Annotated in this window: 21 protein-coding genes and 1 riboswitch; of the genes, 12 read left to right on the forward strand and 9 right to left on the reverse strand. The window is 43.8% G+C overall.

Annotation, left to right across the window (positions count from 1 at the left end; translation table 11 throughout):
• Positions 1-143: 143 nt before the first annotated feature.
• Together L2729_RS05865 and L2729_RS05870 are read left to right on the forward strand one after the other, a co-directional pair.
• Complete coding sequence (locus L2729_RS05865; RefSeq protein ID WP_283104147.1) at positions 144-1,934, forward strand: flavocytochrome c; 1,791 nt, start codon at positions 144-146, stop codon at positions 1,932-1,934.
• Positions 1,935-2,730: 796 nt separating this feature from the next.
• On the forward strand, positions 2,731-3,135 hold the full coding sequence (locus tag L2729_RS05870) for a hypothetical protein (RefSeq protein WP_248987417.1): 405 nt from the start codon (positions 2,731-2,733) through the stop codon (positions 3,133-3,135).
• Positions 3,136-3,762: 627 nt separating this feature from the next.
• On the opposite strand, the gene L2729_RS05875 is transcribed toward L2729_RS05870, so the two are convergent.
• Positions 3,763-4,752: a class 1 fructose-bisphosphatase gene (locus tag L2729_RS05875; protein WP_248987418.1), complete on the reverse strand. Its 990-nt coding sequence runs from the start codon at positions 4,750-4,752 to the stop codon at positions 3,763-3,765.
• 224 nt (positions 4,753-4,976) lie between these two features.
• On the opposite strand from L2729_RS05875, the gene L2729_RS05880 reads away from it, so the two are divergent.
• Entirely contained in the window at positions 4,977-7,217 is a 2,241-nt protein-coding gene (locus L2729_RS05880) for a S9 family peptidase (protein ID WP_248987419.1), read from the forward strand.
• 340 nt (positions 7,218-7,557) lie between these two features.
• On the opposite strand, the gene arcA is transcribed toward L2729_RS05880, so the two are convergent.
• Complete coding sequence (gene arcA, locus L2729_RS05885) at positions 7,558-8,274, reverse strand: two-component system response regulator ArcA (RefSeq protein WP_101091598.1); 717 nt, start codon at positions 8,272-8,274, stop codon at positions 7,558-7,560.
• A 568-nt stretch (positions 8,275-8,842) separates the two neighbouring features.
• Here arcA and L2729_RS05890 point away from each other — a divergent pair.
• The 4 genes from L2729_RS05890 to L2729_RS05905 all read left to right on the forward strand — a co-directional run bounded on the left by L2729_RS05890 (position 8,843) and on the right by L2729_RS05905 (position 16,348).
• The gene (locus L2729_RS05890) at positions 8,843-9,271 is read left to right on the forward strand and encodes a DUF3293 domain-containing protein (protein ID WP_248987420.1); all 429 of its coding nucleotides are present in this window, start codon (positions 8,843-8,845) and stop codon (positions 9,269-9,271) included.
• Positions 9,272-9,349: 78 nt separating this feature from the next.
• A riboswitch (Lysine riboswitch) is annotated at positions 9,350-9,529 on the forward strand.
• Positions 9,530-9,712: 183 nt separating this feature from the next.
• Positions 9,713-11,077, forward strand: a complete 1,365-nt coding sequence (gene lysC / locus L2729_RS05895) for a lysine-sensitive aspartokinase 3 (RefSeq protein WP_248987421.1) — start codon at positions 9,713-9,715, stop codon at positions 11,075-11,077.
• A 32-nt stretch (positions 11,078-11,109) separates the two neighbouring features.
• Complete coding sequence (locus L2729_RS05900) at positions 11,110-12,219, forward strand: succinylglutamate desuccinylase/aspartoacylase family protein (RefSeq protein ID WP_248987465.1); 1,110 nt, start codon at positions 11,110-11,112, stop codon at positions 12,217-12,219.
• A gap of 340 nt (positions 12,220-12,559) precedes the next feature.
• On the forward strand, positions 12,560-16,348 hold the full coding sequence (locus L2729_RS05905) for a S8 family serine peptidase (protein ID WP_248987422.1): 3,789 nt from the start codon (positions 12,560-12,562) through the stop codon (positions 16,346-16,348).
• 64 nt (positions 16,349-16,412) lie between these two features.
• Here the strand turns inward: L2729_RS05905 and asnC are convergent, their stop codons facing one another.
• The 5 genes from asnC to L2729_RS05930 form a co-directional block, all read right to left on the reverse strand.
• Complete coding sequence (gene asnC, locus L2729_RS05910) at positions 16,413-16,874, reverse strand: transcriptional regulator AsnC (protein ID WP_101091594.1); 462 nt, start codon at positions 16,872-16,874, stop codon at positions 16,413-16,415.
• Positions 16,875-16,963: 89 nt separating this feature from the next.
• Positions 16,964-17,641, reverse strand: coding sequence for a bifunctional tRNA pseudouridine(32) synthase/23S rRNA pseudouridine(746) synthase RluA (gene rluA, locus L2729_RS05915; protein WP_248987423.1), 678 nt, complete (start codon positions 17,639-17,641; stop codon positions 16,964-16,966).
• Positions 17,642-17,813: 172 nt separating this feature from the next.
• Positions 17,814-18,104 (reverse strand): hypothetical protein, encoded by a 291-nt coding sequence (locus L2729_RS05920; RefSeq protein WP_101091592.1) that lies wholly within the window; start codon positions 18,102-18,104, stop codon positions 17,814-17,816.
• Between the two features lie 27 nt (positions 18,105-18,131).
• Positions 18,132-18,671: a class I SAM-dependent methyltransferase gene (locus L2729_RS05925; protein WP_248987424.1), complete on the reverse strand. Its 540-nt coding sequence runs from the start codon at positions 18,669-18,671 to the stop codon at positions 18,132-18,134.
• Positions 18,646-19,056, reverse strand: a complete 411-nt coding sequence (locus L2729_RS05930) for a hypothetical protein (protein ID WP_248987425.1) — start codon at positions 19,054-19,056, stop codon at positions 18,646-18,648. Before L2729_RS05930 ends, L2729_RS05925 begins: the two co-directional genes overlap by 26 nt.
• A gap of 463 nt (positions 19,057-19,519) precedes the next feature.
• Here L2729_RS05930 and L2729_RS05935 point away from each other — a divergent pair, with 463 nt between their 5' ends.
• Together L2729_RS05935 and L2729_RS05940 are read left to right on the forward strand one after the other, a co-directional pair.
• Positions 19,520-20,509, forward strand: coding sequence for a 2-hydroxyacid dehydrogenase (locus tag L2729_RS05935; RefSeq protein WP_102039307.1), 990 nt, complete (start codon positions 19,520-19,522; stop codon positions 20,507-20,509).
• A 254-nt stretch (positions 20,510-20,763) separates the two neighbouring features.
• Positions 20,764-21,501 carry a dienelactone hydrolase family protein gene (locus L2729_RS05940; protein WP_248987426.1) on the forward strand — a complete coding sequence of 246 codons (738 nt, stop codon included), beginning with the start codon at positions 20,764-20,766 and terminating at the stop codon, positions 21,499-21,501.
• 87 nt (positions 21,502-21,588) lie between these two features.
• Here L2729_RS05940 and L2729_RS05945 read toward each other — a convergent pair whose 3' ends face one another.
• A complete protein-coding gene (locus tag L2729_RS05945) occupies positions 21,589-22,113 on the reverse strand; it encodes a DUF3332 domain-containing protein (protein WP_248987427.1) in 525 nt (174 codons plus the stop codon).
• Between the two features lie 309 nt (positions 22,114-22,422).
• Between L2729_RS05945 and L2729_RS05950 the strand changes: the two genes are divergently transcribed.
• Positions 22,423-23,166, forward strand: a complete 744-nt coding sequence (locus L2729_RS05950; protein WP_248987428.1) for a spermidine synthase — start codon at positions 22,423-22,425, stop codon at positions 23,164-23,166.
• 225 nt (positions 23,167-23,391) lie between these two features.
• Here L2729_RS05950 and L2729_RS05955 read toward each other — a convergent pair whose 3' ends face one another.
• The gene (locus L2729_RS05955) at positions 23,392-23,562 is read right to left on the reverse strand and encodes a hypothetical protein (protein ID WP_248987429.1); all 171 of its coding nucleotides are present in this window, start codon (positions 23,560-23,562) and stop codon (positions 23,392-23,394) included.
• A gap of 269 nt (positions 23,563-23,831) precedes the next feature.
• Here L2729_RS05955 and ahpC point away from each other — a divergent pair, with 269 nt between their 5' ends.
• Positions 23,832-24,401: an alkyl hydroperoxide reductase subunit C gene (ahpC, locus tag L2729_RS05960; protein WP_248987430.1), complete on the forward strand. Its 570-nt coding sequence runs from the start codon at positions 23,832-23,834 to the stop codon at positions 24,399-24,401.
• A gap of 243 nt (positions 24,402-24,644) precedes the next feature.
• Positions 24,645-26,207, forward strand: coding sequence for an alkyl hydroperoxide reductase subunit F (gene ahpF, locus L2729_RS05965; RefSeq protein WP_248987431.1), 1,563 nt, complete (start codon positions 24,645-24,647; stop codon positions 26,205-26,207).
• Positions 26,208-26,214: the final 7 nt, after the last annotated feature.

Here is a 26,214-nt window from a genome sequence, read left to right on the forward strand (position 1 = left end):
TCACGGGATTCAGTTGAGCAACGCCTGTATTAGCCGCAATATAGTGATGAATTTAAAAATTAACGACAACACTTTTGATTGTCGAAATTATTGTGATGACTTTTGTTCGCTGCGATGCAGTTGGGTAAAGGTGAGGATTTGAGATGAAAAACTTTAAGAAAGCAGTGTGTATTGCCACACTTCTCGGCTCAACAGGCTTCATGGCAAGCGCAATTGCCGCTGACAACTTGGCAGAATTCCACGGTGAAAACCAAGAGTGTGATAGCTGCCACATGCCAGATGGTGAGCTATCAAACGATAGCTTAACTTTCGAGAACGCTCAGTGCGTATCTTGTCACGGCACGCTAGAAGAAGTCGCTGAAGAAACCAAACATGAGCACTACAATGCCCATGACTCTCATTTCCCTGGCGAAGTGGCTTGTACCTCTTGTCACAGCGCTCACGAAAAATCGATGGTTTACTGTGATTCTTGCCATAGCTTCGATTTTGATATGCCGTACACAAAGAAATGGGAACGTAACGAACCTAGCATTAAAGAAATGTTGAAAGACAAGTCTGAACGTCAGGCGGCCCTTGCTGCAGCGCCTCGTGACACAGTTGATGTTGTGATTGTTGGTTCAGGTGGCGCAGGTTTCTCTGCTGCTGTCTCTGCGGTTGATAACGGCGCTAAAGTTATCCTTGTTGAAAAAGAGCCAGTCATTGGTGGTAACGCTAAGTTAGCCGCAGGTGGCATGAACGCCGCTTGGACTGATCAGCAAAAAGCCAAAGGTATTAAAGATAGCGTTGAATTGATGGTTAAAGACACCATGAAAGGCGGCCGTGACTTAAACGACCCAGCGCTAGTTGAAGTTCTAACATCTCACTCTAAAGCGTCGGTTGATTGGTTAACAGGCATGGGTGCTGATTTAAATGACGTAGGTCGTATGGGTGGCGCATCAGTTAACCGTTCTCACCGTCCAACGGGTGGCGCTGGTGTAGGTGCTCACGTTATTCAAGTGCTTTTTGATAATGCTGTTAAGCGCGATATTGATATGCGCATGAACACTCGCGGTATTGAAATCCTAAAAGACGATGAAGGCAATGTTAAAGGCCTACTCGTTAAAGGCATGTATAAAGGCTACTACTGGATCAAAGCAGATGCTGTTGTATTAGCAACAGGTGGTTTCGCTAAGAACAACGAGCGTGTAGCAAAACTTGATCCTAAGTTAAAAGGCTTTATTTCAACTAACCAACCAGGTGCTACTGGTGACGGTATCGATGTTGCGGAAAATGCAGGTGCAGCTACGGTTGACCTTCAGTACATCCAAGCTCACCCAACACTTTCTGTTAAAGGTGGTGTGATGGTAACTGAAGCGGTACGTGGTAATGGTGCAATCTTGGTTAACCGCGAAGGTAAGCGCTTCGTCAACGAAATCACTACACGTGATAAGGCTTCAGCAGCTATCTTGAACCAAACTGGTAAGTCTGCGTTCCTAATCTTTGATGACTCAGTCCGTAAGTCACTAAGCAAGATTGATAAGTATATCGGTCTAGGTGTTGTACCAAGTGCTGATTCGCTAGTTAAGCTTGGCAAGTTAGAGAGCATCGATGGAAAAGCACTGACTGAAACTGTCGCTCGTTACAACACTCTTGTGACTAGTGGTAAAGATACTGACTTTGCACGTCCAAACCTACCTCGTGCATTGAACGAAGGTAACTACTACGCAATTGAAGTGACTCCTGGTGTTCACCACACTATGGGCGGCGTGATGATTGATTCTAAGTCTGAAATTATGGACGCTAAGAAGCAAGTTATCCCTGGTCTATACGGCGCTGGTGAAGTGACTGGTGGTGTTCACGGTGCTAACCGCCTAGGTGGTAACGCAATCTCTGACATCGTCACCTTCGGTAGAATGGCTGGTGAGAACGCAGCGATTTACTCTAAGAAAAACTAACTTTTAGTTACTCTTAATATGAAGCCTTCATCTTATGGATGAGGGCTTTTTTGTATCTGCAACTTTTGTAATCAGTTGCTTAAAGGGCTAGAGATATCAAGCTGCGCTTAATAAAAGTCGCGAGCTTCCAGCTCACACTCGGCCAAAAGGGGATCAACAGCAATCCCCTCTTGGATCAACCGTGCCGCCCCGACGAAGTTACATGCATTAAGTACAGGCCTCATACTCCAATAAAAATCGCCTAACGGCTCAGATGGTACATCCATGTACCCCCGAGCCTGAACCATCATCCATGATGGTTCCACGGCATTTTCATCTACGTACTTCGGCAACTTCGATGGGGAATAGGTGTTTTCTGTTAGTTTAAAGTGACGGTAACCTCTGCATTCTTAAATTGAAAACTCAAAAGCCGAATAATTGTGCTTTTATAACTCGGTGTAGAAGCGACTGAGGCTTTCGGAAACAAGGCACATTATGTTACCGACATAATTTGGCATTCCCTCCATTCCTGGAGGTCAGATATTTTGGTTGAGCCCACATGGACCCTCTCTTTTATAAAGAGCTGCGGCGAGTCTCAGCAGCGTCTGCACAAGCCCTAACCGGAGGTCATTGGAGCCATTTAGTGTTTTAATAACCGGATATTGAATAGTATTGAGCTATAAGCGTAGGCAAAAAAGTAAATCTTTATATTTTACAACAACTACTTAGTGATGATAGTTTACGGAGCATAAATTAGGCAGTACATAGCGTTATCTGTACTGCTATTGGATACGTATTTAGCATAAGGATTTTGTGCATGCCCTTTTCAGCCAAGGCTACTTTAATATTACTTTACTTGAGTTCAGGAGTTTTTATTGCTCTGGGTGCTTTGACTATGTTTGTTGTAGAATCTAGGTCATCAACAGCAGTTTCTCAGTTAATCGCTGGAATGGCCTTTTTCTGGGTCGCTTCTGCTTTGAAGAGACGTGATGCTCAGTCTTTCAGAATTGGTTTAATTGGAACTGGTGGGCTACCACTCTTTTGGATATGGAAGGCATATGACCAGTATTTTTATGATCTTCCTATACTGGAGGCATTTAACCATTACCCCAAATTGTGGATATACCTCATCCCATTAGTTGCATTGTTTTTTCTGCTATTTCCAGCTTCAAAAAACTACTTTAAACCCCAATATGATGTTAGTACTGAAGAACAATCATAATTCTAGCTCGCTAGAAATAGCTTGTTCCCGCTTTTGATTTCATCTGAGTTAGTCATTAAGCGCTCGAAATTAAGTTACATGTGTTAGAGGTGAATATTGGGTTAACGACTTCGTCGGGCGGCAGGGATTCTTTATTAAAGAAATAGACAAAAGGGGATTGCTGTTGCTCCCCTCTTGCGCGAGTGTGAGCTGGAAGCTCACGACTTTAGTTGTTAGACGAAGTCTAACTTTAAAACTTTGGTTAGGCGCAGCCTGATACTTGTTAACTAATGAGCAATAAAAAAACGCAACCCTAATACATAGAATTGCGCTTTTCTTTTAGAGAAAAGCTAGAACCTGCTAATACGTAAGCCTAGAACCTTCATTAATCTTTTCCGTCTCAGATTTTCCGACAGTTCCGTCTTAGCCTGTACCGTCTTTGCCCTTCCTAGCAGCTAGCACCTAGAACCTTCATTAATCTTTTCCGTCTCAGATTTTCCGGCCGTTCCATCTTAGCTTGTACCGTTTTTTCCCTTCTTAGCAGCTAGCACCTAGAACCTTCATTAATCTTTTCCGTCTCAGATTTTCCGGCCGTTCCGTCTTAGCTTGTGCCGTCTTAGCTCTTCCTAGCTTCTAGCCCCTAGAACCTTAGATCGTTGGCTCTTCGCTGTAATCTTGAGTGTGGTACTCAAGGCAAGTATCAACTTCGTTAGCTGAACCTAGGATCACTGCAACACGCTGGTGGATCGCTGTTGGCTGGATATCCATAATGGTCTCGTAACCTGTAGAGGCTTTACCGCCTGCTTGCTCAACTAAGAACGACATTGGGTTAGCTTCGTACATCAAGCGCAATTTAAACGGCTTGTCGGGGTTCTTATTGTCAGTTGGGTAAGTGAAGATACCGCCACGACATAATACTCTATGCACATCACCGACCATGGCTGCTATCCAGCGCATGTTAAATGCTTTCTCACGCGGACCAATAGTACCTAATAAAAGGTCACTGATATAGGTCTGCATTGGCGCTTCCCAGAAACGCTGGTTTGACATATTAATCGCAAACTCAGCAGTATCTTTACTGATGTTCATTGCAGGATCAGTTAATAGGTACTCGTTAGTGTCAGGGTTTAGGGTAAACAACTGCACCCCTTTACCTGTTGTTAGCGCCAACATGGTTGATGGACCGTACAGTACATAACCGGCAGCAACTTGGTTGCGGCCTGCTTGCAAGAAGCTCTTTTCTGAAAACTCACCAGCGGGGGCGGGTAGTACTGAGAATATGGTTCCAACTAATGAGTTGATGTCGATATTTGATGAACCATCAAGTGGGTCAAAACAGACTAGAAACTCGCCGTTAGCATCGGCGTCAACAACGTAGTCTTCCTCTTCAGATGCTATTCCACGCACTGTACCGTCAGCCTTTAGTGCATCTTTGAGCATATCATTGGTAATGATATCCAGTTTCTTTTGGGTTTCACCTTGAACGTTCTCTTGTTCAGTCGCGCCCAAAATGCCCGCTAAGGCACCGTGACGAACGGCATGGCTGATCTCGATTGAGGTTTCAGCTAAGGTCAGGATCAGTTTTTCAAGAGCGGGAGAAATCGCTTGCGATGTCAGGTTTTCAGCCAGAGTCTGCATGTTGTTTCCTATGACAATTTAATAGCATTAAATTGAGTTAGAGGTCGGGTATAAAGTTATTATTGTCGGCGATGATACCTGAGAACGGCAGTTTTTTCAGCGGTAAAGCCCACACGCTTGTGGATATTGTCTGCACTGTTTTTGTTTTAGTGGCTATTAAGGCACAATGTAGTCGAATTTTCAGTCAAGACGTGCTTCTTTCGCACGTTATCCAAGGAATAATAATGAAAAAAAATTGGATGAACTTGCTGCTTTCTACACTTCCCATGGTGATGGCATCGACAGCAGTTGCACAATCTACAGCATTAACGGGTGGCGAAGCGCCGCTCACTATCGAACGTATGTATGCCTCTCCGGCACTTGCTGGGAGCAGCCCTCGTGGTCTTAAGTTATCGCCTGACGGCAAGCGGGTAACGTATTTGGCGGGCCGCAAAGAAGACCAACATCTTTACGATCTTTGGCAGATGGATGTGGCGAGTGGTAAGCAAAGCTTACTGCTTGATGCTGACAAACTGGTGGCGGGAGAGTTGTCGGATGAAGAAAAGGCACGCCGAGAGCGCCAACGCATCTATGGGCAAGGGATCATGGAGTACTTCTGGGCCGATGATAGCCAAGCTATCCTTATTCCAGCATCAGGCCTGCTGTATTATTTCTCTGTTAACACCAATCAAGTAAAACTGTTGAACACAGGTGAAGGCTTTGCAACCGATGCGAGGTTGTCACCTAAGGGCCATTTTGTCTCTTTTGTGCGAGAGCAAAACTTGTATGTGCTTGATCTAAAAACCGAGACGGTGACTGCGCTAACAACCGATGGCGGTGGTGCGATTAAAAACGCTATGGCCGAGTTTGTCGCTCAAGAAGAGATGGGACGTATGACAGGCTATTGGTGGTCGCCTGATGAATCGGCAATTGCTTATACCCGCATTGATGAGTCAGATGTCGAGCTAGTGACGCGCAATGAAATTTATGCCGATGGCATTAAACTGACTGAGCAGCGTTACCCTTATGCCGGTAAAAACAACGTTAAAATCGAACTTGGTGTAGTGTCGCTTAACGACAAAAAGGTGGCTTGGGTCGATTTAGGCAAAGACACTGATATCTACCTTCCGCGGGTTAAGTGGTTACCTGATAGCAAGCAGTTGTCGTATCAATGGCAAAGCCGGGATCAACAATCGCTCGATCTTAGAGTGGTGAATATTGATGATATCAAGCGCAATAAAAACCTGGTGCAAGAACGCAGCCAAGCTTGGGTTAACCTCAATGATGATTTGCACTTTCTAAAGCAACAAAAAACCTTTATTTGGGCATCTGAGCGTGATGGATTTAACCATCTTTACTTGATTGGGCTTGATGGCAAGGTTGTTCGTCAGCTAACCAAGGGTGATTGGGCAGTTGATGAGGTTGAGTTTATTGACGAAGATGCGGGCCAAGTTTATTTTACCGGTCGCCAAACTAAAGTCACTGAGAAGCAGTTATATCGAGTGGCTATTGCCGGTGGTAAGGTCGAGCCCATTAGTACTCGCTCTGGTATGCACTCAACAGTGTTTGCTGATAATCAACCCGTTTATTTGGACTATTTCAGCAGCTTATCGCAACCACCACAGGTGAGCTTACATGACGACTCTGGTCAGCGCCTTGCTTGGGTAGAGCAAAACGAAGTCAAGCCAGGACATCCGCTGTATGACTACTTTGGTTTATGGCAAGTGCCTGAGTTTGGTGAGTTAACCGCTGAAGATGGCCAAGCATTGCAATATCGACTATTCAAGCCAACAAACTTCGATGCCAGTAAGAAATACCCTGTCGTGGTACGTGTATACGGTGGCCCACATGCTCAACTCGTCACAAATAGTTGGAGCCATCAGGACTATTTTACTCAGCATCTACTGCAGCAAGGCTTTATCGTTTATCAACTGGATAACCGTGGCTCAGCCCATCGTGGCACTCAGTTTGAGTATGTAATCTACAAGCAGTTGGGTGAGGCTGAAGTCAACGACCAAAAGGTTGGGGTCGATTATCTACGCAGCCTGCCTTTTGTCGATGGCGATAATATTGCGATCTACGGGCATAGCTACGGCGGTTATATGGCATTAATGAGCTTGTTTAAAGCGCCAGACTACTTTAAAGCGGCTATCTCTGGTGCGCCAGTGTCTGATTGGTCACTGTACGATACGCATTACACCGAGCGTTATCTTAGCCACCCAGAGACGAATGCTAAAGGGTATGAGGCGAGCAGTGTATTGCCGTATGTGAAAGGCTACGAGTCTGGATTGCTGATGTACCACGGTATGGCAGATGACAATGTACTATTTGAAAATAGCACTCGAGTTTATAAAGCCCTACAAGATGAAGGTAAGCTATTCCAGATGATTGATTACCCTGGTTCAAAACACTCTATGCGCGGCGAGAAGGTTAGAGTGCACTTATATCGTTCTTTAGCTGACTTCTTAGAGCGTGAATTGAAATAGTATTATCGCTAAGTTCAAAATAGGCATGGAGGTCTTTTATGACTCTTTGCCTATATTTTATTAACTAAAGATTAAACATCGTTAATAATAAGACTATTTATTCTAAAAAAGCCAAAGGCAGAGCGGAACCATACTCCTAAATATATATAGGGTAATGGTTAGCGTATTTGACAAATGGTGTTTATCTGCTACCAATGCTTAACTTGGTGTTGAATACACTTAAGGTTTAATTAAGCATTATATTGATTTTTACGCCATAAGTTTTGCTATTTTAAAACACAAAATGTAGAAACAAAAAAGCCAGTCAAATGACTGGCTTTTATTTTATTCGATTATCGAATTAGTCTTCTAAGTTACCACAAAAACGGTAACCTTCACCGTGGATCGTAGCGATGATTTCTGGCGTATCAGGCAAGCTTTCAAAATGCTTACGGATGCGACGAATCGTTACGTCTACAGTACGGTCATGTGGCTTAAGCTCACGACCTGTCATCTTCATTAGCAAGTCAGCGCGGCTAAGGATCTTGCCTGGGTTCTCTACAAAGTGCAGCATAGCGCGGAACTCACTACGTGGCAGCTTGTATGACTCACCCTGTGGGCTGACTAGAGAACGACTGTTTATTTCTAAGCTCCAAGCGTTGAAACGGTAGAACTCAACAGCGCTTTTCTCTTCAGACTCAACACCAGTGCTATTTACACGTGTTAGTAAGTTGCGAGCACGAATAGTCAATTCACGAGGATTGAATGGTTTAGTGATGTAATCATCTGCACCGATTTCAAGTCCAAGGATCTTGTCTACTTCGTTATCACGGCCTGTTAGGAAGATCAGGCCAATGTTATTTATTTCACGAAGCTCACGGGCTAATAAAAGTCCGTTTTTACCTGGTAGATTAATATCCATCACGACCAAGTTAATTTTATTGTCTTGCATAGCTTTATGCATTTCAGCGCCGTCATTGGCTTCAGATACCACATATCCTTCTGCTTCAAAAATACTTCTAAGTGTGTTTCTGGTAACGGCTTCATCTTCAACAATCAGAATGTGCGGGTTTTGCATATTAATTACCTAATTTCTGTCAATTCTATTCTAACCATGAGTATAAGTACTTTTATACTCCATCTAGTTATGCTGATATTTCACTGATACACGTCGGTGTTTTCAAAATATATTCTGAAACGGCAACACACTTCATGATAAGTAAAGTATGGGTATCTCACATATGGAAAACGTGAACTGTATTCTCTTCGATAAACAATAAGTACAAGAAGTTCCTTAACTATTGCTTTTTTTTGAAGTTTAAATGTTAAATCAAACATAGATCACATTTGATACAGCTGTGTGGATTACTCTTCTATCTGTTTCAGATATATGTAACAAAGTGTGTCATTACATGTATGCAGTGCGAGTCAATCAACAAGACCCATTGTACTCGTTTTAGGCATTTGTTAACAAATGAAATGTTAACAAATTTACGCCAAGGCATGACTTAGATCACTATAATGCACCTAAGTGGCTGATATTTATGCAATGTAAATTTTTATTTACTGTGAGCTATATCACATGCCTAGCGAGTCCTAACTATTTAGCTATAATAAAATCACCTCAAGTGGAGAGTTTGTTAGCAATGGATCAGTCAGTCGAATGCCTTTGGCGCTATTATCAAGAAACGCAATTCCTGATCACGCAAGGATTGTCCTCTAAAATATCATTTGCAATCATCACTGCACACAATCCAAGAGGAAAGGCGCTTACTCCTTGTCAAAATCGACTGCTAGATCGAAAACTGCAGCAAGATATCCTCATGTTACGTCAACCCTATCGAGCGATTGTGGGGGCATCACAAGATCGTAAACACATGGAAAAGAGCTGGGCGGTGTCGACCGATAAAGCGTCAGCAATCGAATTAGGGCGTAAGTTCAACCAAAACGCTATCTATTACGTAGAAGATGATAAGTTGCAATTGGTCCCATGCTTATTGTCAGCGCAGGAAACGCCGCTCGGCGCTTTCTCGCCGCGGGTCAATGTGGTTCATGAATTGCCAGACCGGGTGTAATTCTTAAGTTGTATAAATTTCGTTTGACTTGAACGTGTTATTTATATACTTTTTACTCTCTTAGTTTGTATACAAATTGAGTACAGAAGAGGAGCGTTAACTAGGTAGTGAATGAGAGGGGACCAAACCCCATTGACCATTCATGATGGAGATTAACGCCGAGATACTAAAGATGTTTTGGCACTGTCTTATGTATTGGTCGTTCAGGCTGAATCCTGACGATTGTCACCTATATTATGGTGGAGAGCTTCTGGTGACGATCGCTGTTTCCCCATCTCTGGGGTGCATATCTTAGCACCAGGCTCTTCGAACGAAGTTAGTTCGGAGCTTATTCATGTTAGTTTTTCTCTCAGTTTTTATATCTGTTTCTATATCAGTATCTATATTCGTTTTTAACGATATCCAATCGACGCCGTGTCCACTCAATGTGGAGGCATCTTTATGTCCGTAATTCATACTTTAACCGTTGCTAAGTTTGGTGGTACCTCTGTTGCTGACTATGATGCTATGCACCGCTGTGCGGATATCATCATCAATAACACCGCGACTAAAGTTGTGGTGGTGAGCGCTTCTAGTGGGGTGACCAATAAACTCGTTGCGCTAACCCAAGCTACAACAACGGATGAATATCGTAAGCAATTAATTAAGCAGATCGCTTCGATTCAATATCAAATCCTCGACAGATTAGGTAACCCAAGTGATGTTGCTGCCAAAATTGATGCGGTACTCAGTCATATTGCAGATCTAGCTGAACGTTTAGTGTTAACTCGCCACAAGGCTGTTGTTGATGAGCTATTGTCTCAAGGCGAAATGTGTTCATCGATTTTTTTTGCTGCAGTATTACGAGAAAAGGGCGCCTCAGCCTCAGCATTTGATGTAAGACAAGTGATGCGTACCGACAGCCACCATGGCCGTGCCGAACCACAAATAGAGGCAATATCTGAGCTTGCAGAGCTGTATTTAATCCCTTTATTAGCATCGCAAGTGATCGTGACTCAAGGGTTTATCGGTGCAGATGCCAAAGGGGCTACAACGACGTTAGGCCGGGGCGGCAGTGATTATTCCGCAGCTCTACTTGCAGAAGCACTGCGTGCTACCGCGGTTGAGATTTGGACTGATGTTGCTGGGATCTATACTACAGATCCAAGACTGGCTCCGAATGCCAAGCCTATACCTGAGATAAGTTTTAATGAAGCGGCTGAGATGGCCACATTTGGTGCCAAAGTGCTGCATCCTGCCACTATTTTGCCCGCAGTACGCCAAAAAATTCAAGTCTTTGTAGGATCTAGCTGGGCACCAGAGCAAGGAGGTACTTGGATCCGTCATCAGGTGTCTGACGAGCCCGTTTATCGCGCCGTCGCCGTAAGAAGAGATCAAACATTATTGAATTTGCACAGCTTGCAAATGCTACATGCACAAGGCTTTTTAGCGGAGACGTTTGCAACGTTGGCACGGCATAAAATCAGTGTCGATCTCATCACCACCTCTGAAGTCAATGTGGCGTTAACACTCGATAAAACCGGTTCTGACTCGAGTGGTCATGGTCTGTTAAGTGAAGCTTTACTGCAAGAGCTCTCTCAGCACTGCCGCGTGCGGGTAGAAGACGGTTTGGCATTAGTGGCTGTGATTGGTAATAGAATTGCTTCAACGGCGGGGGTATGTCGCCGGGTATTTGAAGTATTAGAGCCGCATAACGTTCGAATGATCTGCCAAGGCGCGAGTCCTCATAACCTGTGTGTACTGGTTGAAGAGGCAGAAGCTGCAGATGTTATTCGTGCTTTACATGAAAACCTGTTTGAATCTTAATCAGTGTTTACCCAAGGAATAGAGTACACATGATGCAATTTACCCAATCTAGCTTAATCGTTGGCGAGCTGGCGACGGGGCAAGAATTGAGAGTGCCTGTGTATCATCTGGCCGCAAAAGATCCATCTGCGCCAAAGGTGTTTGTGCAAGCGAATGTTCATGGCGCAGAAGTGCAAGGCAACGCAGTGATATTCCAGCTGATGAAACAGTTGGAAGTAATGGATGTTCGAGGGGAGATCACATTACTGCCGCTGGCAAATCCATTAGGCATCAATCAAAAGAGTGGTGAATTTACGCTAGGTCGTTTTGATCCTATCACCGGTGTTAATTGGAACAGAGAATATTTAGATCACCAGATAGATATCCCCAATTGGTACTCGGAGCATTGCCATTTAAGTGACGAATTGCTCAACCAAGCCTTTAGGCAACAGCTTATAGTGTCTTGCCAGGCTCACTTGGCGAACCCTTGGGGGGTGACAACGGGCAAAAGATTGGCTATAAGCTTACAAATGTTGGCGCATCAAGCGGACATAGTGATTGACCTGCATACCGGGCCTAAGTCCTGTAAGCATCTCTATTGCCCTGAATACGCACAAAGCTCCGCTAAATTCTTCTCGATCCCTTATAGCTTAATTATGCCTAATAGTTTTGGTGGCGCGATGGATGAAGCCGCATTCTGTCCATGGTGGGAGTTGGTGGAGTATGCCGCAACACAAGGGCGAGAATTGAATGTAGCAGTGTCGGCTTTTACGCTGGAACTGGCGAGCCAAGAGCGTATCGATATGGATGACGCCCAAGAAGATGCGCTGGGAATTTTAGCCTATTTGAGTCATCGAGGCGTGATGGCTGATAAAGTGGCTCCCGCGGTAATGGCACGTTATGGCTGCTTACTGAAAGACTACAAAAAATACCACTCACCAAAAGGCGGTATGGTTGAGTATTTAGCGCAACCCGGAAAACCGTTAAAAGCTAATCAACCTCTGGCCAATATATTAAGGCTTGATTGTTATGGTACTGAGGAGGCGTTAACCCCGCTATACCTCGAACAAGATTGTGTGCCAATCCTCCATTTTGCTTCTGCTTCAGTCTATCAAGGGACTGAATTATACAAGCTGATGACCAATGTGTTTGAGTTAAATTAAAACACAGGTTTTTATGAAAATAAATCTGATATTTTTTTGTTTACGGCCTAAACCTAGCTATTACCTTCGCTAAATAGTTCGTTATTTATACGGAACTAGTATTAAAAGGTTAGTTATAAGTAATGTAATGTTTACGGTTTGGTTTGTTTGTGTTTCTGCTTGTAACGCTTGTTGATTAAATGTTTGCCGCTTTGTTTTTATTATGTTAATAATGCTCACCCCCTCAGTCAAATATGCTGTAGAAAGTTATTTGGCGTTAACTTTCCTCTTGTTGGAGAGTGGGGACCATAACAAAGCAGGATATAACAAAAAATACTTCTAAGTATTAAGGAATTGACAAGTGAAAACCAAAATCGCAATTGCAGTATCTACTGCGTTAATCACCATGTCAGCTAGTGCGATCAGTGCGCCGTCTGACTACAATATTACTCTTTCAAAATCAGCAGAAGCTAGAGTTCAAATTAAGAACGTAGATTCAAAGTCATACGCTGAAAATCAAATTGTTCGAAATAACGCTATTTTTACACCAGAAGCTAACTTAGGCTCAGGTGCATATCGATACTTTGTGCGTTTGATCGAAAATCCAGTAGCGCTTTATCAAGGCGGTATTGCGGGATATAAAGCGACATCAGTTGATAAAGTACAAGGTAAAAATAGAAAGTTAGATGTTACGAGTGCTAATGTAAAATCTTACCGTTCGTTCCTGAATTCACGTCAAGACAGCGTGATCCAGAAAGCCACTGCTGCACTAGGTGAGCTAAATGTAAAGCAAAGAACTACATTAGCGTACAACGGCTTAGTTGTTGAAATGACTCAAGCTCAAGCTGCTAAGTTAGCTAATGTTGCGGGAATTGCTAATATCCAGCGCGAAATTCTACGTAAGCCAATGACTGACTCTGGTCCTGCGATTATCAAGGCCCCAGCAATCTGGAGCGGAGAGGCTACAGGTACTGAAAGTAAAGGCGAAGGAATGATCGTTGGTATCATTGATACCGGTATCAACACTGACCATCCTTCATTTGCCGATGTTGGTGGCGATAAATATGATCACTCAAACCCATGGGGACCAGGCGTTTACTCTGGCGATTGTGCTGGTGATTTCGCGGAGCTTTGTAATGATAAGCTGATTGGTGTTCATAGCTGGCCAGCAGTTACTGATGGCTATTTAGACTATGATATTGATGTCCCGGCTAACGGTGAAGATCATAATGGTCATGGCTCTCATACTGCTGGTACTACAGCGGGTAACGTACTTGTAGGCACCAATGTCCCTGACGTTGATGGCGGTAATACTGGTGTCGTATTTGCTTCAATGTCTGGTGTTGCACCGCATGCGAATATCGTTTCTTACCAAGTATGTTTGCCTGGTGAAGATGATGATGTTGGTTTTGCAGGTTGTTTACCATCGCTAACAGTACTTGCAGTGGAGCACGCAATTGAAAATGGTGTTGACGCGCTAAACTATTCAATTGGTGGTGGTTCAAGTAATCCATGGAACGATGCAGATGCACTAGCATTCCTTTCAGCTCGTAAAGCAGGTATCCATGTTGCCACTTCTGCTGGTAACTCAGGTCCTGGTCCAGAAACAGTGGGTTCACCAGGTGATGCTCCTTGGTTAACGACAGTTGCTGCTTATACTCATGATCGTGACTACTCTGATAAAAATATTGGTGCGTTTACGGGTGGTGATACAGCTGCACCTGGCGAGCTAACTGGTAAGTCTATGACAGGTGCATTCACTGGTGCTCTTGTTTACGCTGGCAATTTTGAAAATAGCAATGACCCAGATGGCGATCCAGCTCAGTGTTTAGAGCCGTTCCCAGCTGATACTTTTGCTGACAATTCAATTGTTGTTTGTGATCGCGGTGCAATTGCTCGTGTAGATAAAGGGCGTAACGTCCTTGCTGGTGGTGCTGACGCGTTAGTGCTAGCGAACCTTCAAGGTGGTGCAGCGAGTGTTGTTGCTGATGCACATGTACTTCCTGCAATCCATATCGATGCTAACAAAGGCGATGAGCTAAAAGCATGGATGGCAAGTGGCGCTGAGCATACTGGTACTATTACAGGTACTGAAGTGATACATGATGAAAAGCTTGCACGTATCGCTGCTAGCTTTACTTCTCGTGGTCCAAACAAATCTGTTCCAAACGTGATTGCTCCTTCAATTGCCGCACCAGGTGTGAGTATTTTTGCTGCTTATGCAAATAACCAGTCTGACGCATTTAAGCAAAACCCAGATCCAAGCGATTATGGTTTTCTAAGCGGCACGTCAATGGCGAGCCCACATATTGCGGGTGCATTGACGCTATTAGCAAGTGTTCACCCTGAGTGGACGCCTGCTGAAGTTCAATCTGCATTGATGATGACTGCAAATCAAGACACACTTAAAGATGATGGTGTTACGCCATCAGACTTCTTTGATATGGGTGCGGGTTATGCAGATTTAGAAGCTGCAGCCAAAGCTGGTCTTGTTATGGACGAAAGCTATGTTGGTTATGTAAAAGCGGACCCTGCTCTAGGTGGTCAGCCTTCAGAAATTAACTTAGTCACAATGGCAAATGCAAAGTGTGTTGGCGAATGTACTTGGACACGTACTGTTAAAGCAACAAAAGATGGTACTTGGACTGCAAGCACAATGGGTGTCACTGATGGCCTAGTTCTTTCAGTAATGCCTGCGTCTTTCGAGTTGAAAGCGGGTGAAACACAAGAGCTAACAGTAAAGGCTGACGTATCTGCAGCAAGTGCTGGCTGGAACTTTGCCAACATCAAGCTTATGGCAGACGGTATGCCTGAAGCGAAATTGCCAGTAGCGGTTAAATCACATGGTGATAACCTTCCTACAAGCCTAGCTATTACAGCAGGTCGTACAGAAGGAAGCATGACTTATTCTGGTTTTGTTTCAAATGATCTAACGAACATTAAAGCGGGTGTTTATGATAAGTCTACTGACTTGATCGCACCTACTACATTGAATGTTGCTGAAGATGGACTTGATTATGTTGGGCTAGCTCTTCCTGATTTAGCTAACGTTATCTTCTCAACTTCTTCTGAGACAGCGCCTGATGTTGATCTTCGTATTCTAGATGCTACGTTTACGAAAATTGGCAGCAGTGCGGGTCCAAACTCAGATGAATCTGTCGCTTTCACTAACCTCCCAGCTGGCGATTACTACATCGTCGTTGATGGCTATAAAGCATCTACACCAGGTGGTTCAGATGACGTAGTCGTCAGTATCACTTCTGTTTTAGCAACTGATGAGTCGCTAAGTGATGATGTATCAGTGTCGGTTGAAGAGTCTGATGGTGAGTTTAGCTTAACATTTGATTGGGATACTGATAAGAACTCTGCAGGTATCTTGATTTTAGAGTCAGGCGCTAGTTCTAATGCGATTCAATTGCCATATAGCATTACTCGTAAGAATGATGTTACCCATATGGCTAATCTGTCTGATGCAATGCCAGCAGGAGTTGCAAGCCGTGTTAGCTTCGATGTTGAACCTAATTTCAGTGACGAAGATAAAGAGTATACATTCTCTGCATTGATGTCAGCAGGCCATAAAGTTGCTAATATTTCAAACGATGGTAAGCAAGAAGGAAATACAATTTCTTGGACTGTTGTTCAAAAGGCAGCTTCTGGCGAAAACATGTCAGTTGGATTTGACTTAATTCCGACGAAAGCGGGTTCTGCTTATGCACTTAAGTTAACCAATAGCTTTGACGGTGATGAAGTTGACGAGCTATTTAAGTTCGGCGTTTCTGAAGTGGCTCCTGTCGCTGTCGCTGATTCACCTAGCTGGGTTGTAGAAGGTATTAGCGTTAATATGAGTGGTTCTGCATCACATGATGGTAATGATGATGAATTGACTTATAAGTGGTTACAAACGGGCGGAGTACCAGTCTTGTTTGATACAGCGGCTGAGTCTTTCATGTTTGAAGCGCCTCAAGTTGGCAACCAAGGTGATACTTTATCGTTTGAGCTAACGGTATCAGACTCAAATGGTAATTCAGACACTGCGACAACAGTTGTATCGGTTACCAAGGCTGAAGAACTTGATAAAGGTGGTTCTTTCGGTTGGTTAGGACTATTGCTTCTACCTGTTGTATGGATTCGACGTAAATTGAAGTCATAAGATTTAAAGGTATTTGAATAAAAGGCTAACGTGAGTTAGCCTTTTTTATTATTCGACTTTTAATTTAAGGCTTTACCGCTCTAACAATTGGGTTTTGTAGGCTTATGAGGGTTTCGGTAGATTGGATTTCATCAATCGATTGAATACGATTAATGAGTACATGCTGCAGGGCATCGATAGATTGGCACATCACTTTGACAAACACGCTGTAATTCCCCGTAGTGTAATACGCTTCAACCACCTCTTCTAGCGCATTTAACTTTGAAATCGCGGCAGGGTAATCACCCGCACTTTTCAAATTAATGCCGATAAAACAACAGACATCATAGCCAAGTGCTTTAGGGTTAACCGTAATTTGCGCTCCGGTGATAATCCCAGCTTGTTTCATCTTTTCGACGCGAACATGGATGGTGCCAGCACTCACACCAAAGCGTTTGGCAAGCTCAGCAAAGGGGGTTCGCGCTTCTTTCATCAGTGCAGAAAGGATCTGGTTGTCGAGTGAATCTCTTTGAAATGAGGTTTCCATAATAAATACGCATATTTTTTAAAGTGAATTAAAACAATTTACGTATTTTTATATTGATAATCTAGTCTTTTAAGTATTTCTCTAAGGATTTACTGTTCTGCTTCCGCCGACATAAAAGGCGTTTCACAACTAAATGTCATTGGCTCTTTCGAGTATGGGTGAGTAATGGTTAGCGATTGGGCGTGCAGTAATAAGCGGGGTGCTAAACGTTTTGCTAAAGGGTCTGCGTAGAAGTTATCACCCAAAATCGGATGACCTAACGCCATCATATGCACTCGCAGCTGATGAGAGCGACCGGTGATGGGGGTGAGCTTTACCAGTGTAGAACGCTTGGCACGACTAATAACCTCATAATGAGTTTGTGATGCTTTGCCAATTTGATGATCAACCTTTTGTTTAGGTCGATTAGGCCAGTCACAAATTAGCGGCAAATTAATGCTGCCAGAGTCTGCTTTTACATGACCTGCGACTCGCGCGTAATAGGTTTTTGCGGTTTCTCTGTCTCTAAATTGTCTTTTTAATTCAGATTCTGCGCTGCGCAGTAGTGCAACAACAATGACGCCAGAGGTGGCCATATCAAGTCTATGAACGATCTTAGCATCTGGGTATTGGGCTAACACACGGCTATAAGTACTATCATGATGTTCAGCCGCGCGACCTGGCACTGATAATAAGCCTGAAGGCTTGTTAACAACCATAATATCTTGGTCTTGGTGCAAGATATCGAGCCAAGGTGATGTGGGCGGAGCGTATACGAAATCAGTCATGATAGAACCTTTTTAAAAATGCGCCGCAAAGATACCTCTTTGGTTGTTCTTCATGCAAGCAGATTCACCCTGAAACATCATAAAGGGGTCAGAATATGCAGATATGTAGGGTATGACTGTGCTTGAGGGGGCGTTAATGTAACAGTACCGATTAACGCCGAAGGAGTATGGTTTAAGAGAACCCATGACCGTTGACGTGCATGATGCAAAAAGTCCATACCACGAAGGCGAGTGAACAATGCACGAGTGCATAGAAAGATTGATCGAGTCGGCCCATACTTCTGGCATCCCAAATAAGTATCAGGTGCAATAATATGACCAGTGGAAATAGGGCTAATAGCGGGTAAAGGCTATAGGTACTGGCATCACCAAATACTAAGCGACTTAATAGTGCCCATACAACCATGGCCCCGGTAATTATCGGAGGTGCAGCAACGCGGTAGTGTTCAGGGTATGGAAACATAAATTGCTATCAATCCTTTAGCAGTGCCTACAGAGGTTTTTGCGCGATTATCTGCGCTTTATAACTTGCGTTGGTTAATTCACCAAGCAGACCCTCAGAGTAATGTAGGCAGCGCCAGTTAGCAAATAAAGCTTTCAATTCACCGTTTTCTAATAAGAAATTTGGATTGCGTGGTCTACCGATGGTGGCTTGTTGGCTAGTAAATGTTTCGTAGATAATGAGGCCACCGGGCTTTATAGCATCCATTATCTGTGAGAAGAGTGGCCGGTGTAAGTAGTTAAAAACCACGATCACATCATAAGTGTTAGCAGGCAGAGTGTGTGCGTCGTCAGCCTCTAGATCCCATTGCAATAACTCGACTTTTGCAGTGTTATCACTCAACTGAAGCCTGTTTAAATCGCGATCTAAATAGGTGACGTGGCAACCTTGCTGCGCAAACCAGTTGCCATTTCGACCGGTGCCACAAGCTAAGTCGAGCACATGGCTACTGGCGACGACAAAGTCTTTTAGTTCAGTAAACTGACTAATTAACGGTGCGGCATTAGCCTTTAACTTCTTTTTTTCCATCTATTCTGCGTCCGTGTACGATTGAAAAGTGTCTGAGGCTTGCGGGCCCGTGAGAGACAATAACCGACAATAACACAACCGTGATCAGCAGTTCAGGTTTATAGGTGGCAAAAGGGATGAATAGGCAGAGCAGCCCTAGTTTAACGACGGTGAGTACACCTTTTAATTGAATGAGCCAGCGCCAGTCACGAACAATTTCCCACAACATCATTGCAGCCCCTGTGCTCATGGCCATAATCCAGTAAACGAGCCATTGATCTTGGGGGACGTGCATCAAAATGCCACCGCCCGCACCCGTGACCCCTAAAATATGGATGGCACGTAATGTGGTTTTGGAAAAACGTTGGACCAAAAACTGTTTCTCTGAGAGTGCTTTTCTAGCCATAATAAATTGCGTGCTCCTTTCTATTTAGGCAAAGCTTATCAGTAATTGCCCTAAAGATAAGCTGAGATTGATCACAGCTTGATTATCGCGATCAATCAGCAAGGCGATCTTATTGCTATCGCTATTTCTAAGTGGCTTGGATATCAGGTTTAAGGCGTAACATTGAACATAATAAATGTGAACTAACGAGCAATACTGCCCTATGTATAGTGATAACGTACTGCTACTTGCTTAAATCTCTACGGATAGCGAATAATTCATTGCTACATCAATCCTAAAGGTTTAACACTGGCGCAGTCCTCTGCCTGTAGTTAAACATGATTAAGCGGGTAAGCGAGCTGTCAGGAGCTCGCTTTTATTTATCAGCCTTTTAAAACACATTTAAGGGCTCGCGCGACAAACTTCCCAATATCACATAAACTTACTCTCCATATTATCTACTTATTTTGGATAAGGTTCTGCAATGAAAATCGGTTTTTTTAGCGCTAAGCATTATGATATGCAGCATTTTGACCGCACCAATAGTGCATTTGGTGCTGATATAGAATATTTTGATTACCGCTTGTGCATGCAAACGGTAAAGCTGGCCGCAGGCTTTGAAGTAATCTGTGCTTTTGTTAATGATTCTCTTTGCGAAGAGGTTTTGGTGGAGCTGGCCAAAGGTGGCACTAAAATTATTGCGATGCGTTGCGCAGGTTTCAACAATGTCGGATTGGAAGCAGCAGAGCGTTTAGGCATGAAAGTGGTCAACGTTCCTGCTTATTCGCCAGAATCAGTCGCCGAGCATACCGTTGCCTTGATGCTGACTTTGAATCGCAAAATTCATAAAGCTTACCAACGTACCCGTGATGCTAACTTCTCACTAGAGGGCTTGGTGGGTTTTAATATGCATGGTCGCACAGTTGGTGTGATTGGTACGGGTAAAATAGGTCTTGCGACGATTAAAGTCCTGCAGGGTTTTGGTTGTAAGGTGATTGCACATGACCCCTATCCGAGCCAGGCAGTGATCGACTTAGGTGTTGAGTATGTCACGCTTGATGAGATGTACCCTATCTGTGATGTGATTAGCTTGCATTGCCCATTGATGGAAGACAACCATCACTTATTGAGTGAAAAAAGTTTTGCTAAAATGAAGCCCGGTGTGATGGTGATAAACACCAGTCGTGGTGGTCTACTCAACGCGCTAGATGCGATGGAAGCCCTTAAAACGGGTCAATTGGGTTCATTAGGACTTGATGTCTACGAGAACGAAAAAGAGTTGTTCTTCGAAGATAAATCAAGCGAGATTATTCAAGATGATGTGTTTAGGCGTTTATCGGCTTGTCACAATGTTATCTTTACAGGGCATCAGGCTTTCTTAACGGAAGAAGCGCTAGGGGCCATTGCTGCCACTACGCTAACCAATGTTAAGCAATTATTAGCAGGTGAGAAGTGCCCTAACGAACTGTTTTAATAGCGAGTCCGTTAAACAAATAGCAGAATTCTCTTTTGTGTTAGTAGCACATAAGTTGATTCTGCTTTTTTGTGGCTAAAAATAGTGAGTTGTTTTAGGCTAAAGGCTGAAATTGCCCAATAGAAAGACATAATACCAATTGCATTAAAAGTTTGATCATTCAGCGGGAATTCAAATGCAATTGGTATAATAGAACAGAGTTTGCTATCACCTAGCAAATTAGCTTCTATGACTGAATCTAAGGAATAAAGCCGATGGTCATCACTCAAGAAACCCATGATATTTCGACTGCTACAGGCACTATGCGCACTTATCTATATCGCCCTGATTGCGAAGGTCAGTTTGCAACGATTATCTTCTACTCTGAAATATTTCAACAAACAGCGCCAATAGCACGTGCTGCAGCCATACTCGCTGGACATGGTTTTGTGGTGTTGGTACCAGAAGTGTTTCATGAACTAAACACGATTGGTACTGTGCTGGCCTACGATGAAGCCGGTAAAGATAAAGGCAACGCCGATAAATTTGCTAAGCCGTTAGAGCAGCACGATAGTGACACAGAAGCCCTAGTTGATTTTGCTCGAAGCTTGAGTTTTTGCAGCAGCCAGGTTGGTAGTATGGGAGTATGCCTTGGCGGACACTTAGCTTATCGCGCTGCGCTTAACCCTGATATTCTTGGCGCTTTCTGCTTATATCCAACCGATATACATTCCAATACATTACCTAGCCAAAAAGGTAACGACTCACTATCGCGTACTGCAGATATTGCGGCAGAATTAGTGATGGTTTTTGGTAAGCAAGATCCGCATGTATCGAGTGAAGGGCGTAAGCTTCTTTACGCTAAGCTTGAGGCGACTGAGCGCAATTTTAGTTGGATAGAGGTCAATGCACAGCACGCCTTTATGCGTGATGAAGGGGAGCGATATGATCCTGCGATTGCATTGCAGATGTACCTTAAAGCCGTGGCATTTTTTCAGCGTACGTTGAAATAGTTTTCTACGTTCAGCTTTACTCGTAAAAAGGGCGATCAATGATTGCCCTTCTTATTTGCGACGTCTTTGGGGCAATCATCGCTGAGGTTAGCTTTGTTGGTAAGCGGCTAGCTCTTCTAGGCTCATTCGGGTAATAAAGGCATTATCCAAGTAAAAGTCGACATGCTCATTTTGCTTGATCCCAGACATCACTTGTTGGCTGCCATCTTCATATAACAAGGTCATCAACAGGGTGTTTTCATCTTTGGCTTCCAGTGCTGCGCTAGTGAGCTTTATTTCAGGCAGGGGCGCTTTGGTCAAATCGCTATCTAAATGTTGATTGACCTTAAAAATGGCTTCTACTGGCATATCCACAACTGCTGGCGACTGACCGGTTACTGGGTTAGTGCCGGTCCAGAACTCCACGCTATTAATAATAAATAGATCAGCAGTCGCCGCAATACCGTATATAGGGCTCATTAACACAAATAGACCCGCACGACCGTAGCGGTTATCAACAGCGCTTAAGTTACCCTTGGTGACCATCTGACTTAAGCCCATTTGTCCCATGCATCCACTAAGCTGGCTGGTCAGTATTGCAGTTAATGCAAGCGCGGATATTTTATTTTTCATTTATAAATTCAAGTGATTTAAGCGGGATGCAGATTGTATGTATTAGTTAAAAATGAAATGAGAACCTTGTCACGTTTTAATGTTTGTCATTTATCATCATTGTTGCGAGTGTTATCTGTTTTAGTGGGGGGATAACGGTATTGAGGCGATGCTCGATGACTTGTTAGGTTGTGATTAATTGGTGATGTTCATGTTGGGTTGTTGTTGCTTGTGCGCTAGTGGCCTGCCAGTGGAACATAACGGTTATGGCAGGGCATTCTATTGCCGTTCAGTTTCACGCATAATAGCGGCCTTATTAATGGAGAGCGCATGTCTGATTACCAAGTATTACACCAAACCGAAGATGAGTATGGCCCACTTATTGTTTTAGATGATAAAGAGTCGAGAATTTTGGCCTTTGGTGAAAACGACGAGCAAAGTAAATTACTTAAAGCTGCGCCACATATTCCGCAACATACCTACGTGCAAGCCATGTTATTAGTATTGCTGTATAGCCAACCTAAAAGTGCCATTGTACTCGGACTCGGTGGTGGGGGACTTATCCATGCGTTACGCCATTTTGATGCAGGGATTAAGCTGACCGCTGTTGAGCTTAGGGCTGATGTGATTGACCTAGCTAAGCGCTATTTTCAGTTACCGTTAAGCAAAAAACTGAAAGTGATTAATCAAGATGCGACGCAGTTTTTAGCACTTGGCGATCACAAACGGGTTGATATCATTTTCACTGATATTTATAGCGCTGAAGGGGTCGACGCGGCGCAGGTATCAGAATCATTTATCGCCCAATGTGCAGCGTTGATAAAAGCCGATGGTTACCTAGTGTTGAATTGCTGGAAGGAACATAGCAAGAATCGAGAATTATTGGCTTATCTAGAACGGTATTTTGTTGAGGTAAGAGCTTGTCTTACAGGCAGTGCTAACTGGGTCGTTATTGCAGGGAAAACCAGACGTGACATCAGCTCGAGCGCATTAAAGCATCACGCACAAGCATTATCGAACCAATTGGATTTCCCATTGGCCCGTTCGCTTACCCGCTTTGATTTATGGGAGTAAGCGATTCATAGCCACAGGTCTCTTTAAGGGGGGGCCGAAGCGCCAGTGAGGTTCGACGTTCAATTGACAACCCAATACGTGCTTAGTTAACAGCTTTTGGTTCGCGATTGCTTGGATGTCGCGATATAGGTGCAGCATATAGCGTTGGTGGCTGGCTTCGGTTAGCCAATAAGTGATCACTACAAACGGGTGACCCTTTTAGCTTGAACGTAATAGCACCCATTGTCACCGCTGTCCTTCACTAAAGGTTGATTTCAACGCTGGCTTAACGTGGCAGTTAATGTCTTTAACTATCATTGGTAAACCTTCCTCGTTTATCTCGCTGAGGTTCATCCCCGGGCTGAGTGACAAAGCCCCGTCATCTCGCGTCTTATCGTCATCGGCGACTATTGCCATATAAAAACACCTAATGCATGGCTGCATCGAACGCTATCAAAAATAGCGTAGATCGATGACCTTTACATTCGAGCTCAGCACTTACACTCCTATTCGGTAAAATAGATTAAGATAATAGATTTTATCCGTTATCTTAATTTTCGCCACTCCGCTATTATTCTCACATCGAAAACGAACTGACTTACAGATACTCATCATCACTCATCTCAGTTTGTTGAATTAAATAGAAATATCCCATTTATTTTTAAATTATTAGACCGGAGCTTTACATGACTCAATCAATTATCAACTCAACTATTAAGCCATTCTCTGCAACTGCTTTCCATAAAGGTGATTTTCACTCAGTGACAGAGCAAGACCTATTAGGTAAGTGGTCAGTTGTTTTCTTCTACCCTGCTGATTTCACTTTTGTTTGCCCAACTGAACTAGGCGACATGGCTGACCATTACGAGAAGCTGCAAGGTATGGGCGTTGAAGTTTACTCAGTGTCGACTGATACACACTTCACTCATAAAGCATGGCATTCAAGTTCTGACACTATCAATAAAATCCAGTACCCAATGATTGGTGACCCAACTGGCGCAATTACACGTAATTTTGGTGTGATGATTGAAGAAGACGGCTTAGCACTTCGTGGCACTTTCGTTATCAACCCAGAAGGTGAAATCAAAGTTGCTGAAGTACATGACCTAGGTATTGGTCGTAGTGCAGTTGAACTAGTACGTAAAATCCAAGCTGCTCAGTATGTTGCAACTCACGACGGTGAAGTTTGTCCAGCAGCATGGCAGCCAGGTGAAGCGACACTAGCACCGTCAATTGACCTTGTTGGTAAAATCTAACTCGCAGCATTAACGTTAAAATCCAGATAACAGCTTGTTTATCATTATCAAGACTCAAGCTGGTTATCTAGATAAATTGGTCAGCTTTGGCTCCCCTGAAACCTTCGCTGACCTCTTTTTTGCACATCAAACCTATTACCTTTTTATTTTCAACATCACCTTTTTATTTTTAGTTCGAAATCTATCTGTCCAAGTAACAGAGCATTTCGACGATGTGTCACGCTTTCAGAATTAGGAGTCATCATGTTAGATGCAAATGTAAAGAATCAACTGAATACCTACCTGCAGAACCTCAAACACCCAGTTGAGCTTGTTGTGTCTATTGATGACACTGCTAAGGCGCAGGAGCTTAAATCGCTTGCCGCCGATATTGATAGCTTGTCACCGTTGATATCAGTCGTGGAGAAGGTCGGAAAACGCACTCCTTCTATGTCAGTCATTAACCCGCAACTCGCGAGTCAAATTACTTTCGCAGGCTTACCAATGGGGCATGAATTTACATCCCTAGTATTAGCCTTGTTACACAGTGGTGGTCACCCAATCAAACTTGAGCAAGATGTGATTGAGCAAATTCGTCAGTTACCGGGTGAGTATCACTTCGAGACTTACGTGTCGCTGAGTTGCCAAACTTGTCCTGAAGTGGTGCAAGCGTTGAATATGATGGCGGCGATTAACCCTAAAATAACTAACGTAATGATAGATGGTTCGTTATTCCAAGACGAAGTAAACGAACGCAATGTTATGGCAGTGCCTTCGGTGTACTTAAATGGCGATCAGTTCTCAATGGGGGCCATTAGTACCGTTGAAATTCTCAATAAACTGGATGTTAATGCCGCGGGTAGAAAAGCTGAGCAACTTAATGAAAAAGAGCCATTCGACGTCCTAATCGTTGGCGGTGGACCTGCTGGCGCATCGGCTGCCATTTACGCTGCGCGTAAAGGCCTACGGACGGGGATTGTTGCTGATAAATTTGGTGGTCAAGTCGCTGAAACTGTCGGTATTGAAAACTTTATCTCAGTCAAAGCGACTGAAGGTCCAAAGCTGGTGGCTAATCTTGAAGCTCACGTGCATGAATATGATGTTGATATTATGGATAACCAACGCGCATTAAGCCTAAAGTCCGGTGAACTATTTCAGCTAACGCTTGAAAGTGGTGCGGTGCTACGCAGCAAAACGATACTGCTAGCAACAGGTGCCCGCTGGCGTGAAATGAACGTGCCCGGCGAGAAAGAGTATCGTGGCAGCGGCGTTGCTTATTGCCCACATTGTGATGGACCACTGTTTAAAGGTAAACGTGTGGCGGTTATTGGTGGTGGCAACTCTGGTATCGAAGCTGCGATTGATTTAGCCAATATTGTAGAACACGTAACAGTACTTGAGTTTGATAACACACTGCGCGCCGATGATGTATTGCAACGTAAAGCAAGCTCAATGGGCAACATTAAAATCATCACTCAAGCAATGACAACGGAAGTGACCGGTGATGGAAAGAAAGTGAACGGCCTAAACTACACCAATAGAGCGACGGGAGAGACTCATCATGTCGAACTGGATGGCATATTTGTTCAAATCGGTTTGGTGCCTAACTCTGAGTGGCTTAAAGAAACCATCGACATGACGGCGCGCGGCGAAATCCTTGTTGATGCTAAAGGAGAAACCTCTGTTGCGGGTGTATTTGCCGCCGGTGATGTGACAAACTCCGCTTATAAGCAGATCATTATTGCGATGGGCAGTGGTGCTACGGCGTCATTAGGGGCGTTTGATTACCTTATTCGCCTTGATGTCGATGAATCTATCGCGGCATAATGACTGC

Origin of the sequence: Shewanella gelidimarina, from assembly GCF_023283945.1 — a bacterium.
Lineage (GTDB): Bacteria > Pseudomonadota > Gammaproteobacteria > Enterobacterales > Shewanellaceae > Shewanella > Shewanella gelidimarina.